Source organism: Comamonas testosteroni (genome assembly GCF_030505195.1).
Classification (GTDB): domain Bacteria; phylum Pseudomonadota; class Gammaproteobacteria; order Burkholderiales; family Burkholderiaceae_C; genus Comamonas; species Comamonas testosteroni_G.
Genome location: NZ_CP129672.1, coordinates 2,104,061 through 2,119,417, shown reverse-complemented (window position 1 = coordinate 2,119,417; position 15,357 = coordinate 2,104,061). Strand labels below are relative to the sequence as shown.

The following is a 15,357-nucleotide window of genomic DNA, read 5'->3' as shown; positions in this document are numbered from 1 at the left end:
TTCTGAAGGAGACAAACCATGCATCAGGATCCCGTAGTCATCGTCGGCGCCGCCCGCACTCCCATGGGCGCGTTCCAGGGCGATTTTTCCGATCTGGCCGCCCATGACCTGGGTGGCGCAGCCATCAAGGCCGCAGTCGAGCGTGCCGGCATCCGGCCCGAGCTGGTGGAGGAAGTGCTGTTCGGCAACTGCCTGATGGCCGGCCAGGGCCAGGCTCCGGCTCGTCAGGCCGGCTTCAAGGGCGGCCTGCCGCAAAGCACGGGCGCCGTGACCCTGTCCAAGATGTGCGGCGCAGGCATGGAAGCGACCATCCTGGCGCACGACCAGCTCATCGCCGGCAGCCGCGATGTGATGATTGCCGGCGGCATGGAGAGCATGACCAATGCGCCCTACCTGCTCAAGAAGGGGCGTGGCGGCTACCGCATGGGACACGACAAGATCTTCGATCACATGATGCTCGACGGTCTGGAGGACGCCTATGAAGCCGGCCGCTCCATGGGCACCTTCGGTGAGGACTGCGCCGCCAAATACCAGTTCACGCGTGAAGCGCAGGACGCCTTTGCCATTGCCAGCGTGCAGCGCGCCCAGGCCGCAGCGCAAAGCGGTGCCTTCGATGCCGAAATCACGCCCGTCACCGTCAAGACCCGCAAGGGCGACGTGACCGTCAGCCTGGACGAAGGCCCGGCCAAGGCCAAGCTGGACAAGATCTCCAGCCTCAAGCCTGCGTTCAAGAAGGACGGCACCATCACGGCGGCGTCGAGCTCCAGCATCAACGATGGCGCAGCAGCCATGGTGCTGATGCGCGAGTCCACGGCCAAGCAGCTGGGCTGCAAGCCACTGGCGCGCATCGTCTCGCACGCCACCTTTGCGCAGGCCCCCGAGTGGTTCACCACCGCGCCCGTGGGCGCCACCGAAAAGGCGCTCAAGAAGGCCGGCTGGGCGGTGGAGGATGTGGACCTGTGGGAAATCAACGAAGCCTTTGCCGTGGTGCCCATGGCGCTGATGGCCGATCTCAAGGTCTCGCATGACAAGGTCAACGTCAACGGCGGCGCCTGCGCTCTCGGACACCCGATTGGCGCCAGCGGCGCGCGCATTCTGGTCACCCTGCTGCACGCACTGAGGACACGCGGCAAGAAGAAGGGCCTGGCCACGCTGTGCATCGGCGGCGGCGAGGCCACGGCCATGGCCGTTGAGCTGATCTGACGCTATTTGCTCAGAATCGTCACCAGTTTGCTCTACAGTGAACGCATGTTCAACGGATTGCACGCATTCGCGCTGAATGTGTGCAGCTCACATTGCGGAAATCATTCATGAGCGCAGACATTCACCACGACGAGAGCGAGACCATCAAGCCGCTGGAGCCGCAGCAGATTGATGCTTTCTGGGGCGATTTTTCCAACCAGCTCAGTCAGCTGGAGGGGCTCGATCGCCAGGAGTTTGTGGAAAGCTCCAACGAGTTGCTGCACCAATATGCGCCGGGCCTGAGTCTGGAGCTGGAAGGCAGGCTCGGGGAGGCAGGCTCCCGTCTGGTGATCTCGGCCCATGGCAACACGGCGCAGTTCGAGAATGCCCAGGCACTGGTACGCCAGGCGCCGCGTTTCGAGCATTACAGCGTGCAGGCGTTTCGCAGCCGCGCGCTGGGCAGCAACTTCGGCATGCGCATGGACGGCTTCGAGCTGGCCTGCTCGGATATCCGCGTGGGCTATTACGATGCGGGCGGCATCATCGGCCTCAAGCTCTCGTTCGAGAAGCCCATTGCCAGGGACCTGGCCGAGCATGCGCAGCACATGGCTTTCATCATGCTGGACCATGTGCTGGGCGAGTGGGATTTTTCCGTACGCGTGGGCCCGGTCGAGTTTGCCTCCGAGGCTGCGGCCGATGTCTACGGCTCCGCACTGCTGTCGGAGTTCCCGCCGCTGTTCGATGGCTTTATCCGCCAGCAGCTGGGCCGCAGCTATGAATTCCCCAAGGAGGACAGCGACCGCTGGCTTTCTCTGGAGGTGCGCGCGCAGGATGCCGACGAGGAGGCTCCGCCCGACATCCTGACGTTCCACGACGGTGCCAACGCCGTGGCCACGCGCGCCGATCTGTCGCACTTCATGGAGTGGCGCTTCAGCTTCTCGAGCCAGCAGGAGCTGGACGGCGTGCGCGATGCCCAGGATGCGCTGGATGAACAACTCAGCCGCGAGCAGCGCGGCATTCTTGCCTTCTCGCGCGTGGAAAACATGAGTGCCCGCGTGGCCACCTACTATGTGGAAGACCCTGCCTATGCGGTGCAACTGGCCGCACAGCTGGGCCGCCAGCATGTGCCCGAGCTGGAGGGAGAGCTCAGTGTGAGCTTCGACCCTTCCTGGAACGAGTTCCTGTCGCTGTACGCAGCCATTCACCGCAACGATCGTCCCGAGGAGGTCCTGGCTTCATGATCACTTCGCGCGAACAACTGCTGCAGTTGTACGCCCCTCCTGCCGAGCGGGCGCTGCTCAAGCAGCAGTGGGAGCTGGATCGGCATTGCCTGCGCTTTATCGCGCTGTCGCCGTTTCTGGTCATGGCCACGGGCGGTGCGGGCGGCGCCTTGCTCGATGCCTCGCCACGAGGCGGCAAGCCTGGCTTCGTCAAGGCACCGGACGCCAATACCTTGCTCATTCCCGATGCGGGCGGCAACAACCGGCTGGACAGCCTGAGCAATCTGCTCGACGACCCGCGCCTGGGCCTGCTGTTCCTTGTGCCGGGCTTCGACGAAACCCTGCGTGTCAACGGCACGGCCCAGCTGCGTGACGAGGCGCATTACACGGCCTTGTTCGCCAGCGATCATTTCCGCCCCAAGCTGGTGATCGAAGTCCGTGTGCAGGAAGCCTATCTGCACTGTGCCAAGGCGATGATGCGCTCGCGCCTGTGGAGCGAGGAAGCCAAGGTGGCACGCAACGTCATGCCCACGCTCAATCAGATCATTCATGCCCAAATGGGGCTGACCGCGCAGCCTGAATCGCAGGAAAGCATGGTGGCCCGCTATGGCGCCATGATTGCCGCCGAGCAGATCAAGAAAAATTGATAGCTGACAGCGCTTGTCATGAAAGGATTCTGGATGCAAAACGTTTTGAAACCCAACACTCATAGGCGCAAACAGCTATGGCTTTGATACTGATTTTAGGCGCATCACGCGGCCTGGGGCGAGCCCTGGCAGAGGCCTATCTGGCACAGGGCCACCAGGTGATAGCCACCGTGCGCAAGGCTGAAGACATGGTCGAGCTGCAGGCACAGGGCGCTCGGGTGCTGCAGGTCGATCTGGCAGATCCTGCCAGCGTCAGCGGCCTGGCATGGCAGCTCGACGGGGCCAGCATCGATGTTGCGCTTTACGTGGCCGGCGTCTGGGACGGTCATGCCGCAGGCGTGCCGCCCACCCAGCAGCAGTTCGATCTGGTGATGCACAGCAATGTGCTGGGCTTTATGCAGGCCCTGCCGCAGATTGCTCCCATGGTGCAGGAGGCTGGCGGCGTGATCGGCGCCTTCTCCAGCGGCATGTCCCTGCTGGCCGATGCGGACGAGAGCGCCTGGCTGTACCGCGTCAGCAAGGCTGCGCTCAATATGGCCGTGGTCTCGGCCTGCCGCCAATGGCCGGGCCTGACGCTGCTGGCGCTGGACCCGGGCTGGGTGCAGACCGAGATGGGCGGTGCTGCGGCCCCGCTGTCGGTGGCTCAAAGCGTGCAGGGGCTGATGCAGGCCCTGGCGCAGGTCAAGCCCGAAGACCGTGGTCAGCTGCTGCGCCACGACGGCAGATACATCAAGCTTCTAGACGCCTAGCCCAGGCTGGACAACGGGCATATAGCTATAAATATCGGAGACAACATGCTGCTGAATCAGGACCAGGAAATGATCCGCGACGCTTTGCGCGATTTTGTGCGCGAGCAGATCACACCCCATGCCGCGCGCTGGGACAAGGAGCACGAGTTCCCCAAGGACGTGCACCAGGGGCTGGCCGCGCTCGGTGCCTATGGCATCTGCGTGCCTGAGGAACTCGGCGGTGCGGGCCTGGACTATGTGAGCCTGGCGCTGGTGCTTGAGGAAATTGCCGCTGGCGATGGCGGCACCAGTACCGTCATCAGCGTGACCAATTGCCCGGTCAATGCCATCCTCATGAAGTACGGCAATGCCGGCCAGCAGGAGCAATGGCTGCGTCCGCTGGCGCAGGGCCAGATGCTGGGTGCCTTCTGCCTGACCGAGCCCCATGTGGGCAGCGATGCCTCGGCGCTGAGGACCACGGCCGTGCGCGATGGTGGCGACTACGTCATCAACGGCGTCAAGCAGTTCATCACCAGCGGCAAGAATGGCGATGTAGCCATCGTCATCGCAGTCACCGACAAGGCGGCGGGTAAAAAAGGCATGAGTGCCTTCATCGTGCCCACCGGCAATCCAGGCTACCAGGTGGCACGTCTGGAGGACAAGCTGGGCCAGCACAGCAGCGATACGGCGCAGATCAATTTCGAGAACTGCCGCATTCCCGCATCGAACCTGATCGGGGCCGAGGGCGAGGGCTACAGGATTGCGCTGTCCGCACTGGAGGGCGGGCGTATCGGCATTGCTGCGCAAAGTGTGGGGATGGCGCGTGCGGCCTTTGAATGCGCGCTGCAATACAGCAAGGAGCGCGAGAGCTTTGGCCAGCCCATCTTCAACCATCAGGCCGTGGGCTTCAGGCTTGCCGAATGCGCCACGCAAATTGAAGCGGCCCGGCAACTGATCTGGCATGCTGCCAGCCTGCGTGATGCGGGTCTTCCCTGTCTGAAGGAAGCCGCCATGGCCAAGCTCTTTGCCAGCGAGATGGCCGAGCGCGTATGCAGCGCCGCCATCCAGACCCTGGGCGGCTATGGCGTGGTGAGTGACTTCCCCGTGGAGCGCATCTATCGCGATGTGCGCGTGTGCCAGATCTACGAAGGCACCAGCGATGTGCAGAAGATATTGATCCAGCGGGCGCTGGCCTGATCTGCGCCTGGCGGCAAAAGCCCGCCGTTGTCAACTGCTGTGCACGAGGCTGTGGCGCATCAGGGGACGGGCCGGTTGCCGATGTCATTCGGCCTGCTTAGGATGTGCTCAGTTGGGGGGGAGTTTCCCCAGGGGTTTCAACCATTTGCAGCAGGAGTCCACCGCATGCCTTTTGCCCAGGTCAATGGTCAGAATATCTACTACGAGGACACGGGGGGGCGTGGCCCGGCCATTGTGTTCTCGCACGGCCTGCTCATGGATCACACCATGTTCGAGCCACAGGTGCAGGCCTTGCAGGGGCTGTATCGCTGCATCAGCTGGGACGAGCGTGGTCACGGGCAGACGGCGGACCCCGAGCATTGCGAAGCGTTCAGCTACTATGACTCGGCCGACGATCTGGCGGCCTTGCTCAAATATCTGGGTGTGGAAAAAGCGGTGCTGGTGGGCATGTCGCAAGGCGGCTATCTGTCGCTGCGCTGCGCGCTGATTCATCCGGATGTCGTGGGCGCGCTGGTGCTGATAGATACCCAGGCGATGCTGGAGGATCCCGAACAGATGCCGCACCATGAGGCGCTGCTCAAGGCCTGGATCGAGCATGGGCTGTCGGATGACATGGCCACCATCGTGGAGCACACGATTCTGGGCCAGGGTTGGCCGGGTGCTGAGCAGTGGCGTGCCAAATGGAAGCAGGCCTCGCCGATCAACCTGGGACAGAGCTTTGCGACGCTGGCGCTGCGCGATGACATCAGCCCGCGCCTGGCCGAAATCAAGGTGCCTGCGCTGGTGATTCATGGCGACAAGGATGCGGCCATCGGCGTGGAGCGTGCGCGGGCCATGTTCAAGGGCTTGCCCCAGGCCCAGTGGGTGGATGTGGCCGGCGCGGGCCATGCGGCCAACCTCACGCATCCGGAACCCGTGAATGCGGCCATCAGGCAGTTTCTGGACGGCCTGCACTGAGAGCGTAGGCACATTCTGAGGCTCTCAGGCCTCCCCCAGCTCAGCCATGCTGCGCTTGCGCAGCACCACGGTGATCTGGCCGTTGGTCTCGATCGTGGCGCGCTCCACCTCATGCGCGTTGAGGCAGCCATTGGAGCGCAGGGCTGCCGCCAGGTCTTCGGCGGTGATCTGCTCCTGCGTCATCAGACTGGGTTGGACAATGCCCTGGTGAATCAGGACCTTGGGTTTGCCATTCACCAGCCTGCGAAGCCTTGCAAAGCGGTAACTCAGCCGGGAGAGCAGCGCATGGCAGGCCAGCAGCGTGCTGGCGCTGATCAGGCCGCCGATCAGCGAGTTGTCGCCCGCATTCATGGAGTTCTGTACTGCGTTGGAAAGAATCAGCAGCAGCACCAGATCGAAAGGTGCGTACTGGCCGGTCTGACGCCTGCCGGTCAGGCGCAGAAACACCAGCAGAAACAGGTAGACAGTAGTACCGCGAATCACGAACTCCCACCAGGGAGCTGCCATGGAGAACATAGGAAAACCTTTGGGCAGCGAGCTTTGAACTGCAGCTACTGTGCTATGAGGCGACGGACTGCGCAAGCCGGCTTGCTCGTTGTTCGACTTGGCCGACAATGCAGCATTGCCAATCAAGACTGCCAAAGTTGTGAAAGAAGCCGAGAAAAAGCGGGACTGTCCCTGTGGACGCAAGAATGCCAAAGGGCGGCTGCTGGCCTATGCCGATTGCTGCGGCCGCTATATCGACCACTGGGATGCCCGGCCCGCTCCCGATGCCGAGGCTCTGATGCGCTCGCGCTATACGGCCTTCGTGTCTGAGAATCAGGAATATTTGCAAGCCACCTGGCATGCCAGCCAGCGCCCGTTGCAGCTCGACTTTGATGCTGCCACCCAATGGCTGGGGCTGGATGTGAAGCAGTTTCAGCCGACCGGCGATGCTTCTGCAGAGGTCGAATTCGTCGCCCGCTATCGTCTGGCGGGTCGTGCCGTGCGCCTGCATGAGCGCAGCCGCTTTGTGCTCGAGGGTGGGCGCTGGTTCTACGTCGATGGCGACCAATTCTGAAATCGACTCGGCGCAGTCGACCCGGCTGCAGGCCGGTCTGCGCCTGCTGCAGTCACTGGCTTCGCGTGGCTCCTCCGAAATCGCCGCATTGCTGATTCCGGCCCTGCTGCTGTGGGTCAGTACCCGCAACAGCCCAGCCGTCAGCGCTGGGCTGGCCTGGTGGTGGGGACTGATGATCGTCATGGCGCTGGGCTTTTTGCTGTTTCGCCGCAGCCTGCATCGCCAGTGGCGGTCGGCGCGCGATTGGGAGCCCTTGCGACTGCAGGCGGCATTGACAGCCTGGCAACGACAACTGGCGCTGGCCGCGTTGATCAACGGCTTGCTCTGGGTCAGCGTGCTGGCCTTTACCTGGAGTGGCAGCCATAGTGAGCTGCGCCTGCTGATCTATCTGGTGCTGCTGGGCGTGATGGCATCGGCCGCCACTTTTCTGGCGCCGGTGCCGCAGGTGTTCGCGGCCTTCATGGCGGGCATCTACTTGCCGATGTTGCTGTGCACGCTGCATTACTTTCCGCACAAAGGCCCTTATCTGTTGCCGCTGCTGCTGCTGTACGGCGCCATACTTGCCCGCCATGCCTGGGGCGCGCGGCGTTTTGTGCAGCAGCAGATGGCGCACGAGCTGGAGCGTCAGGTACTGGCGGAGCGCTACCGCGAAGCCAAGGAGCAGGCAGAGAATGCGCTGGCCGAAAAGAACTGGTTTATCTCCGCCGCCAGTCATGACCTGCGGCAACCCCTGCATGCCATGGGCCTGATGCTGCAAGCCGCTCATCAGCGCAATCAGGATGACGATCTGGCGCAGCTGCTGCAGGAGATGCAGGCCTGCACGCGCGATCTGGGCGCCATGTTCAACGACCTGATGGATCTGTCGCGACTGGAGGGCGACAGCTTCGCACCGCAATGGCAGGCGGTATCCATGAGTGCGGTGCTCGACGAAGCCCGGCGCCTGTTCGCGCGCGAGGCAGCGCAGCGCGGTCTGCGTCTGCGCGTGAGGCAACCAGCCCATATGCCGGCACTGTGCACGGACGCGGTGCTGTTGCGGCAGATGGTTTTCAATCTGCTGCAAAACGCGCTGCGCTACACCGACCAGGGCGGGGTGCTGCTGGCGCTGCGGCACAGGCAGGGACGTTGGCTTTTGCAGGTGTGGGACAGCGGTTGTGGCATGAGCGAGCAGGAATGCGCACAGGTCTTCATGCGTCACTATCGCAGCCCTGCACGCCAGCAGCGCGATGCCAGGGATGGCGTGCCGGCACCATTGCGCGGGCGTGGCCTGGGCCTGTCCGTGGTGGCACTGGCGGCGCAGCGGCTGGGTGTGGAATGCGGGGTTCAGTCGAGGCCGGGAACGGGGTCATGTTTCTGGCTGCGCTGGCCGCAGGATGCCGAGCAGTGGCAGGCGTCGTCTGTGCTGCCGGCACCGCCGATATTGACTGGGCCGCAGTGGTTCGCCCCCCTGCAGGGGCACTGCCTGGTCGTGGAAAACGATGCGCAGCTGGCCCCGGTGCTGGTGCAGATCTTGCAGAGCTGGGGTGTGCAGGTGCAAAGAGCGCGCAGCTTGGTTGAGGCGCAGCAACTGCTGGCCGATGGATTGTGGCCAGACTTTGTGTTGTGCGACCAGCGATTGAAGGATGGCGCAAGCGGGCTTGAGTGTTTGATGCTGCTTCTGGATCAGCGTCCGCAAGCCAGCGGTGCTTTGATGAGCGGCGATGAGGAGATGCTGGAGCAGGTGCAGGATCAGGGTTATCTGGCCCTGGCGACCCCGCTGCAGCCCGAACAGCTGCATGCGGTGCTGGCGCGCTGCATGGCGATCCGCCAGCCTTAGTCCAAGTCGACCTCTATGCCTCGCATGCGCGTGATCAGCGCCACGCGGTTGCTGGCGCCCAGGCGCTGAAGCAGGGCGGTGACATGTTCCTTGACCGTGTATTCGGACAGGTTCAGTGCCTGTGCAATGGCGCGGTTGGACTTGCCCTGCAGCAACAGGCTCAGCACCTGTGCCTGGCGGGCAGTGATGCCGAGCTCTCTGGCGCTCATATGCAGGATGCTGCCCGCAGCTGGCGCCGGAGGGGCGGTGGGGATGGGAGGCTGGGCCTCAAACCAGGTGCGGCCGCTCAGCAGGGCGAGCACTGCTGCCTGAAACTCGTGAGATGGACTGCTTTTGTGCACAAAGCCATGCACACCTGCGGCTGCGGCCTTGCTGACGATGGCCGGGTGCTTGTCGCCGCTGGTCACCAGAATGCGTGTGCCAGGAGCCAAGGCCAGAATACTGTGCACAAATTCCAGAGAGGCACCGTCCTCCAGCCAGAAGTCCATCACGGTGATGACGGGCTCGCCCAGCGCAGCAATCATGGCCAGCGCCTCATTGCCGTGTGCCACGCAGCGCACCCGCTGCACGCCGGCGCTGGTCATCAGCACATGCGCTGCACCTTCCGCGACCAGCGGGTGATCATCCACCACCAGCGCATAGGGCTGTGCGCCCAGTTGAGTGGTGCTCAGGATTTGCGGTAGATCGGGCATGAGCCTTCCTTTGGGCTTGGTAACAAAGACCCCTCCTCGGTAGGGAGCGATCTGCGCGAAAGCCTTCTGACAATGTATGTAAGGCGACGCTGATGGCTATCTCAGTGTCGGGATATGGACATTTTCAACCAACATCAAGACCGAGGAGCAAGCCCGTGCCATCTCTCAAGCAAATCACTCGTAGAACCGCAGCCCTGCTGCTGATTTCCACCCTGGCCGCCTGTGGTGGTGGCGGAGACGGAGGCAGCGGCACAGGCTCAGGAGGCGGCTCCGAAGGCGGCGGAGGCAATACCGGCGGCGGGGACAACGGAGGAGGCAATGGTGGCGGCGGCACCGGCAATCAGGCCGTCACGGGGACCTACAAGATGGGCGCTCAGACCGCTACCAGCCATGCACAGATGCTGGATGCCGCCAACAGCATGGGTGCGGACGGCTATGTGCTGTTCAGTTCTCTGGCAGGATCGATCACTTCGACCGGTGCGGAGATCGGCGACTTCTATCTCACGGATACCGCGCATGCAGGGCGCAAGTTCAGCTATGTCAATCCTGCAGCGCAGCCATCGCGCACCGCCTTTCTGGCCCAGCTGAACCAACAGGGCAGCAGCGGCTATATGTACAAGTCCGACGCCGTGTTCAGCGATGTCAGCGATATCCGCAGCGTCTATGTCAAGGACCACAGCCGCAGCGACCAGTTCAGCTACAGAACGGTGACGCCGGTGGCCACGACTGCCGAAGCCTTTGCCACGGAGCTGAACGGCCAGGGCGCCGAAGGCTATCGCTATCTGGGTCCCCAGATCATCAACAACGAGCTGTTCAGCCTGTATGCCAAGCGCAACGACAGCGTCACCTATACCTATCAGGTCGACAAGCTCCCCAGCGCATCTTCGGCCGCCGATGCGGCAGCGATGAGAACGCGCCTGGCCCAGAAGGGTGCGGACGGCTGGTTCATCCGCGGCACGCAGGGTCTGGGCAGCGACCCGATGAACATGAGCTATGTGGATGTCTTCGAGAAAAGCTCGGCGCAGAATGGCGCCATCGAGTATCTGGTCGAGGCCTCGTCAGTCAATGACGCGCTCACGACCCAGCTGAGCAATATGAATGCCAATGCGGCCAACGGCTTCTTCTATTTCAGCGGCATCATGACCGCCGACAACAAGACCAGCACCATCTACGCCAAGAACAGCGCATGGATGATTCATCCGCTGGCCGGAGTGTCCTTCCCCTGAACTCGAAAAGGGGCATGGGCGCATAATCACGCCCTCTGTTTTTTGATCCGAGGCGCCGTTGGGCGCCTTTTTTGCATCCCCTGATGCGCTGGTAATGCTTCCATGACTGCTTTTGACGCTGTGCTTTTCGACTGTGATGGTGTGCTGGTGGACAGCGAATCCATCACCAATCGCGTGCTGTGCACCATGCTCAACGAATCCGGCTGGGCCATCAGCCAGGAGCAGTGCACGCGCGACTTCATCGGCAAGACGGTGCGCAGTCAGGCGGCCGTGATCGAGGCACATACCGGCAAGCCGCTGACCGATGCCTGGATGGCCGAGTTCTACGAGCGCCGCAATGCCGCCCTGCGTGCCGAGCTGGTGGCCATCGATGGCGCGCTGGAAGCGGTCAGGCAGATTCATGCGCTGTGCAACGGTCGCATTGCCTGCGCCTCCGGTGCGGACCGTGCCAAGGTGGAGATGCAGCTCGCCAAGGTGGGCATGGAGCCTTATTTTGCAGGCCATGTCTACAGCGGCCATGAAATGCCGCGCAGCAAGCCCTTTCCGGATGTCTATCTGGCAGCGGCAAAGGCGCTGAACGCCGATCCTGCCAAATGTCTGGTGATCGAGGACACCATGACCGGCGTTCAGGCCGGTGTGGCCGCCGGTGCCACCGTCTGGGGCTATTTTCCGGCCGATCAGGGCCATGCCACGGCAGAGCAGTTGCTCGAGGCAGGCGCCGCCTGCGTGTTCGGCGACATGGGCGATCTGCCCGCCATGTTCGATGCCGTGCGCAGGAGTGCCGCCAGCGCCTTGGCCGGCGATGTCGACGAGCACGACCTGCGCTAAAACTCAGTCCCAGATCGACAGCGCCTCGCGCAGCTTCTTCATGGGCTGATCGTCGATCACGCTGTTGTGCAGCAGGATCACACGCTGTACGGGCCAGCTTTCGAGCCGCTTCACCCAGCTGCGCACGGCGGCCCTGTCCCTGACCAGCAGGCGCACGGTGCGCGGCACGGTCAGGCGCTCATGCCCGCCCGTCAGACCCAGATACATGCGTACCGGCAGGCTCAGCGGCCCCTTCCAGCACTGCAGCACGTCGGTGGCGATGAGGCTGCCGCTGGCCGGATGGAACCACAGCGTCTCGTCGAGCAAGGGAAGGCCGTCCAGTGGCAGGCATTGCAGCTCGCCTGCCCAAGGGGCTTCGGAGTCCGGCGGCAAGGGCTCCAGCAGCGGAAGGTCCGGGCGCTTGCTCAGCACGCCCTGTGTGCCATAGATCCGGGCCTGTGGATAAAGCCTTGCCAGTTTGCCCACGAACAAGTGGTGCATGGCGCTGGGGGCGACGATGTGCTGCAGCGGTCCCAGGGCGTCGAGCGCCGCTTTCTGCCCGTCTGTCAGCGGCACTGCAGAGTGCGAGAACAGGCTGCCGTCGGCCAGCCGGATCACCGTCATGCGTGTGCTGACCTTCAGCCCTGCGTTGCTGAAGTGATAGTTGAGTGTCCATATCCCGTCGGCGATTGGGCACCAGTTTTCTGAGGATTCCTGCATGGAGAGTTCCTTGCGTCAGACGGCACGCTGGCCGGCGGTTTTGCGAAATTCCGAAGGGGACAGCCCGGTCCAGAGGCGAAAGGCGCGGATAAAGCTTTTGTCGTTGAGAAAGCCGCAGGCCTGGGCCACGCGCTTGATGGGGCGGCTGGTGCGCAGCAGCAGCGCAATCGCACGCTCACGCCGGATATCGTCCTTGAGGGACTGCAGCGAAATACCTTCTTCCTTGAGCTGGCGGTGCAGGCTGCGCTGGGACAGATGCAGCTGGCGGGACAGCGTTTCAGCCGTCTGCTGCTCTTCCCCGCTGGCGGCCAGCAGATGGCGCACTCGCTGCACCAGAGTCTTCTCGCGTTGGTAGGGGCGCACCTGGATCGGCAAGGCGCGTTGCAGCATGCGGTTGAGGGCCGCCTCGTCGCGCGCCAGAGGCGCCTGCAGCCAGCGTGCTTCAAACTGCAGGCTGGCGACGGGGGCATCAAAAGCGATGCTGCCCGGTGCGAACAGCACCTTGTAGACGCTGGCATGTGCGGGCTCGGAAAACGGAAAGCTGGCATGCAGCAGGCTGATCGGTTCGTTGATCAGCCAGCTTGCAAAGCCGTGGATATTGCGCAGCACCGATACCATGCAGAACTCGCGCATGCCCCCCAGTGGGCGGCTTTCATGCAGGGTGAGGGTGGCAATGCCGGCTTGCTCGCTGAGCTGAAGCTGTATGTCCTGCGCAATCAGTCCGTGATGGCGACACCAGCGCGCCAGCGCCAGGCCCAGTTGCGGAGCGCTGATGCTGGCACGCGCCAGCATGCCGTAGCTGCCCCAGGGCAGGCGGCGCTCGAACCAGCCCAAGGCTTCATCGTCCAGCTCGCGCATGGCTGCGTCGGAAAGAGCCTCCATCTGCAGGGCCGTGATGCGCTCGTCGGCATCGTCAATCAGATCTGGCGGGATTTGTGCCTTTTGCAGAGCGCCTAGCGCTGACATCTGCCTTGCTTCATAGGCACGGACAATGGCTTGAACAAACGCCATGGGGGTAATTGCCGGGTGCGATTTGAGCACGGAACTGGCATGGTGTGGCAGTGGAGTCTTGACCAGAGAGGGGGTGAGCATTTGGCAATTATTGCAACCTTTGTGACCTCTTCTGGACAGGGCTTGCCCTTATTCTGAGGCGTAGAAAACGGTGCTGAATGGACGCTGCGCAGCCAGTTCGCAGGTGGCTGCCGGCACGCAAGGAGACACAAGACCATGCCATCGCAAGTGAACGTGCTGACCGCCAGCTATGCCAAGGGACGCACGGATGTGCCGCTGATCGAGCAGACGATTGGCGATTTTTTTGCGGCAATGGCCGCGCGCCAGGGCTCGCGTGATGCGCTGGTCAGCCGTCATCAGGGTCTGCGCTACAGCTATGCCCAGCTGCATGTGGCCGCGCGCCAGCTGGCCAGCGCGCTGTTGTCGCAAGGGCTGGTCAAAGGCGACCGGGTGGGTATCTGGAGCCATAACAACGCCGAGTGGGTGCTGATGCAGCTGGCCACGGCTCAGGTGGGTCTGGTGCTGGTCAATATCAACCCGGCCTATCGCACCGCCGAAGTCGAATATGCGCTCAACAAGGTGGGCTGCAAGGCGCTGGTATCCATGCCGCGGTTCAAGACCAGCGACTATCTGGGCATGCTGCGCGAGTTGGCGCCCGAGCTGGCGAGCTGCGCGCCAGGCCAGCTGCAATCCAAGCGCCTGCCGGCCTTGCGCACCGTGGTGTGGATTGACGCGGCCGGCTCAGGCGCAGCCGGCTCAGGTGCGGCCGGCTCAGGTGCAGCCGGCTGTGCGAGCGGCACAGGTGCAGTGGATCTGGACGCCGAACAGCCCGGCATGCTGCGCTTTTCGCAGCTGATGGCGCAGGGCACCAGTGCGGATGAGCGCATCGATGCGATTGCGGCCACGCTCAGCAACCACGATCCCATCAATATCCAGTTCACCAGCGGCACCACGGGCTTTCCCAAGGGCGCGACGCTGACGCACCGCAACATCCTCAACAACGGCTTTTTCATTGGCGAATGCATGCGCCTCACGCCCGAGGACAGGCTTTGCATTCCCGTGCCGCTGTATCACTGCTTCGGCATGGTGCTGGGCAATCTGGCCTGCTTCACCCATGGCTCGACCATCGTCTATCCCAATGACGGCTTTGACCCCCTCACGGTGCTGGAAGCGGTGCAGGCCGAGAAATGCACGGGTCTGCACGGCGTGCCCACCATGTTCATTGCCGAGCTCGATCATCCGCGCTTTGCCGAGTTCGATCTGTCCACGCTGCGCACCGGCATCATGGCCGGCTCGCCCTGTCCCATCGAGGTGATGAAACGCGTGGTGCGCGACATGCATCTGAGCGAGATCACCATCGCCTACGGCATGACGGAAACCAGCCCCGTGAGCTGCCAGAGCGATGCCGACACGCCTCTGGAAAGACGTGTTGCCACCGTGGGCAAGGTGCAGCCGCATCTGGAGGTGAAGATTGTGGATCCGTCCACGGGCGAGGTCATGCCGCCGGGCCAGTCGGGCGAGCTGTGCACGCGCGGCTATTCCGTCATGCACGGCTACTGGAAAGACGAGGCCAGGACCCGCGAGGCCATCGACGCCGAGCAGTGGATGCATACCGGCGATCTGGCGACCATGGACGCTGAAGGCTATGTGAATATCGTGGGCCGCATCAAGGACATGGTGATCCGTGGTGGCGAGAACATCTATCCGCGTGAGATCGAGGAATTCCTCTACCGCCACCCCAAGGTGCAGGATGTGCAGGTGGTGGGCGTGCCCGATGTGCGCTATGGCGAGGAGCTGTGTGCGTGGATCATTGTCAAGCCCGGCCAGGAACTCGGCGAGGATGAGGTGCGCGACTTCTGCAAGGGGCAGATCGCGCACTACAAGGTGCCGCGCTATATCCGCTTTGTCCAGGCCTTCCCGATGACGGTGACGGGCAAGATCCAGAAGTTCAAGATTCGCGACGAGATGATCGAGTTGCTGGATCTGCGCGTCATCAAGACGGCCTGAATATGCGCTACCCCCTGAGCGGCTTCGCACCTTCCCCGCGCCGGGTGCCCCCCAAGGGGAGCGACACCCTCAGTGGGGGGCGGCCCTTCC

At 63.1% G+C, this 15,357-nt stretch carries 15 protein-coding genes; 11 read left to right on the top strand and 4 right to left on the bottom strand.

Annotation, left to right across the window (positions count from 1 at the left end; genetic code table 11):
- Nucleotides 1-18: 18 nt before the first annotated feature.
- The 6 genes from QYQ99_RS09650 (at nt 19) to QYQ99_RS09625 (ending at nt 5,931) form a co-directional block, all read left to right on the top strand.
- Complete coding sequence (locus QYQ99_RS09650) at nt 19-1,203, top strand: acetyl-CoA C-acyltransferase (RefSeq protein WP_302092438.1); 1,185 nt, start codon at nt 19-21, stop codon at nt 1,201-1,203.
- A 107-nt stretch (nt 1,204-1,310) separates the two neighbouring features.
- Nucleotides 1,311-2,423 carry a hypothetical protein gene (locus QYQ99_RS09645; protein WP_302092437.1) on the top strand — a complete coding sequence of 371 codons (1,113 nt, stop codon included), beginning with the start codon at nt 1,311-1,313 and terminating at the stop codon, nt 2,421-2,423.
- Nucleotides 2,420-3,049 (top strand): MSMEG_1061 family FMN-dependent PPOX-type flavoprotein, encoded by a 630-nt coding sequence (locus QYQ99_RS09640; protein ID WP_302092436.1) that lies wholly within the window; start codon nt 2,420-2,422, stop codon nt 3,047-3,049. The genes QYQ99_RS09645 and QYQ99_RS09640 overlap by 4 nt, the downstream gene beginning before the upstream one ends.
- A gap of 77 nt (nt 3,050-3,126) precedes the next feature.
- Nucleotides 3,127-3,798, top strand: coding sequence for an SDR family oxidoreductase (locus QYQ99_RS09635; protein WP_302092435.1), 672 nt, complete (start codon nt 3,127-3,129; stop codon nt 3,796-3,798).
- Between the two features lie 45 nt (nt 3,799-3,843).
- A complete protein-coding gene (locus tag QYQ99_RS09630) occupies nt 3,844-4,974 on the top strand; it encodes an acyl-CoA dehydrogenase family protein (protein WP_302092434.1) in 1,131 nt (376 codons plus the stop codon).
- 165 nt (nt 4,975-5,139) lie between these two features.
- Nucleotides 5,140-5,931, top strand: a complete 792-nt coding sequence (locus QYQ99_RS09625) for an alpha/beta fold hydrolase (RefSeq protein ID WP_302092433.1) — start codon at nt 5,140-5,142, stop codon at nt 5,929-5,931.
- 24 nt (nt 5,932-5,955) lie between these two features.
- Here the strand turns inward: QYQ99_RS09625 and QYQ99_RS09620 are convergent, their stop codons facing one another.
- A complete protein-coding gene (locus QYQ99_RS09620; protein WP_302092432.1) occupies nt 5,956-6,447 on the bottom strand; it encodes a DUF421 domain-containing protein in 492 nt (163 codons plus the stop codon).
- 130 nt (nt 6,448-6,577) lie between these two features.
- Here QYQ99_RS09620 and QYQ99_RS09615 point away from each other — a divergent pair, with 130 nt between their 5' ends.
- The gene (locus QYQ99_RS09615; RefSeq protein ID WP_302092431.1) at nt 6,578-6,991 is read left to right on the top strand and encodes a YchJ family protein; all 414 of its coding nucleotides are present in this window, start codon (nt 6,578-6,580) and stop codon (nt 6,989-6,991) included.
- Nucleotides 6,975-8,804 carry a hybrid sensor histidine kinase/response regulator gene (locus QYQ99_RS09610; RefSeq protein ID WP_302092430.1) on the top strand — a complete coding sequence of 610 codons (1,830 nt, stop codon included), beginning with the start codon at nt 6,975-6,977 and terminating at the stop codon, nt 8,802-8,804. Before QYQ99_RS09615 ends, QYQ99_RS09610 begins: the two co-directional genes overlap by 17 nt.
- On the opposite strand, the gene QYQ99_RS09605 is transcribed toward QYQ99_RS09610, so the two are convergent.
- Nucleotides 8,801-9,496, bottom strand: a complete 696-nt coding sequence (locus QYQ99_RS09605) for a response regulator transcription factor (protein WP_302092429.1) — start codon at nt 9,494-9,496, stop codon at nt 8,801-8,803. The two genes, QYQ99_RS09610 and QYQ99_RS09605, sit on opposite strands and share 4 nt — an antisense overlap.
- A 155-nt stretch (nt 9,497-9,651) precedes the next feature.
- On the opposite strand from QYQ99_RS09605, the gene QYQ99_RS09600 reads away from it, so the two are divergent.
- Together QYQ99_RS09600 and QYQ99_RS09595 are read left to right on the top strand one after the other, a co-directional pair.
- Entirely contained in the window at nt 9,652-10,722 is a 1,071-nt protein-coding gene (locus QYQ99_RS09600) for a hypothetical protein (protein WP_302092428.1), read from the top strand.
- A gap of 102 nt (nt 10,723-10,824) precedes the next feature.
- Nucleotides 10,825-11,550 carry an HAD family hydrolase gene (locus tag QYQ99_RS09595; RefSeq protein WP_302092427.1) on the top strand — a complete coding sequence of 242 codons (726 nt, stop codon included), beginning with the start codon at nt 10,825-10,827 and terminating at the stop codon, nt 11,548-11,550.
- 3 nt (nt 11,551-11,553) lie between these two features.
- Here QYQ99_RS09595 and QYQ99_RS09590 read toward each other — a convergent pair whose 3' ends face one another.
- Both QYQ99_RS09590 and QYQ99_RS09585 read right to left on the bottom strand, forming a co-directional pair.
- Nucleotides 11,554-12,249 (bottom strand): DUF4336 domain-containing protein, encoded by a 696-nt coding sequence (locus QYQ99_RS09590; protein ID WP_302092426.1) that lies wholly within the window; start codon nt 12,247-12,249, stop codon nt 11,554-11,556.
- A gap of 15 nt (nt 12,250-12,264) precedes the next feature.
- Entirely contained in the window at nt 12,265-13,341 is a 1,077-nt protein-coding gene (locus QYQ99_RS09585; RefSeq protein ID WP_302092425.1) for an AraC family transcriptional regulator, read from the bottom strand.
- A gap of 135 nt (nt 13,342-13,476) precedes the next feature.
- On the opposite strand from QYQ99_RS09585, the gene QYQ99_RS09580 reads away from it, so the two are divergent.
- The gene (locus QYQ99_RS09580) at nt 13,477-15,267 is read left to right on the top strand and encodes an AMP-binding protein (protein WP_302092424.1); all 1,791 of its coding nucleotides are present in this window, start codon (nt 13,477-13,479) and stop codon (nt 15,265-15,267) included.
- Nucleotides 15,268-15,357 lie beyond the last annotated feature (90 nt).